The following is a 273-nucleotide window of genomic DNA, read 5'->3' as shown; positions in this document are numbered from 1 at the left end:
AATGGTGACCCCTACGGGATTCGAACCCGTGTTACCGCCGTGAAAGGGCGGTGTCTTAACCGCTTGACCAAGGGGCCGATATTCATAAAAATAGGTAAGCTTCCAAGCGGGCTCGAACCGCTGACCTCTTCCTTACCATGGAAGTGCTCTACCTACTGAGCTATGGAAGCATAGCTGAATTTTCTTGATGACATAAAAATGGCTCCGCAGGTAGGACTCGAACCTACGACCGATCGGTTAACAGCCGATAGCTCTACCACTGAGCTACTGCGG

General features: G+C 51.3%; 2 tRNA genes. Both read right to left on the bottom strand.

The features are described from left to right. Window positions 1-2 precede the first annotated feature (2 nt). Window positions 3-77, bottom strand: a tRNA-Glu gene (locus AC3A54_RS25610). A gap of 20 nt (window positions 78-97) precedes the next feature. Then, window positions 98-170: transfer RNA gene (locus AC3A54_RS25605), tRNA-Thr, on the bottom strand. Between the last annotated feature and the right edge of the window lie 103 nt (window positions 171-273).

The sequence above is a fragment of the Neobacillus sp. Soil_C_43 genome (assembly GCF_057656715.1).
This window is presented reverse-complemented; position numbering and strand designations above follow the sequence as displayed.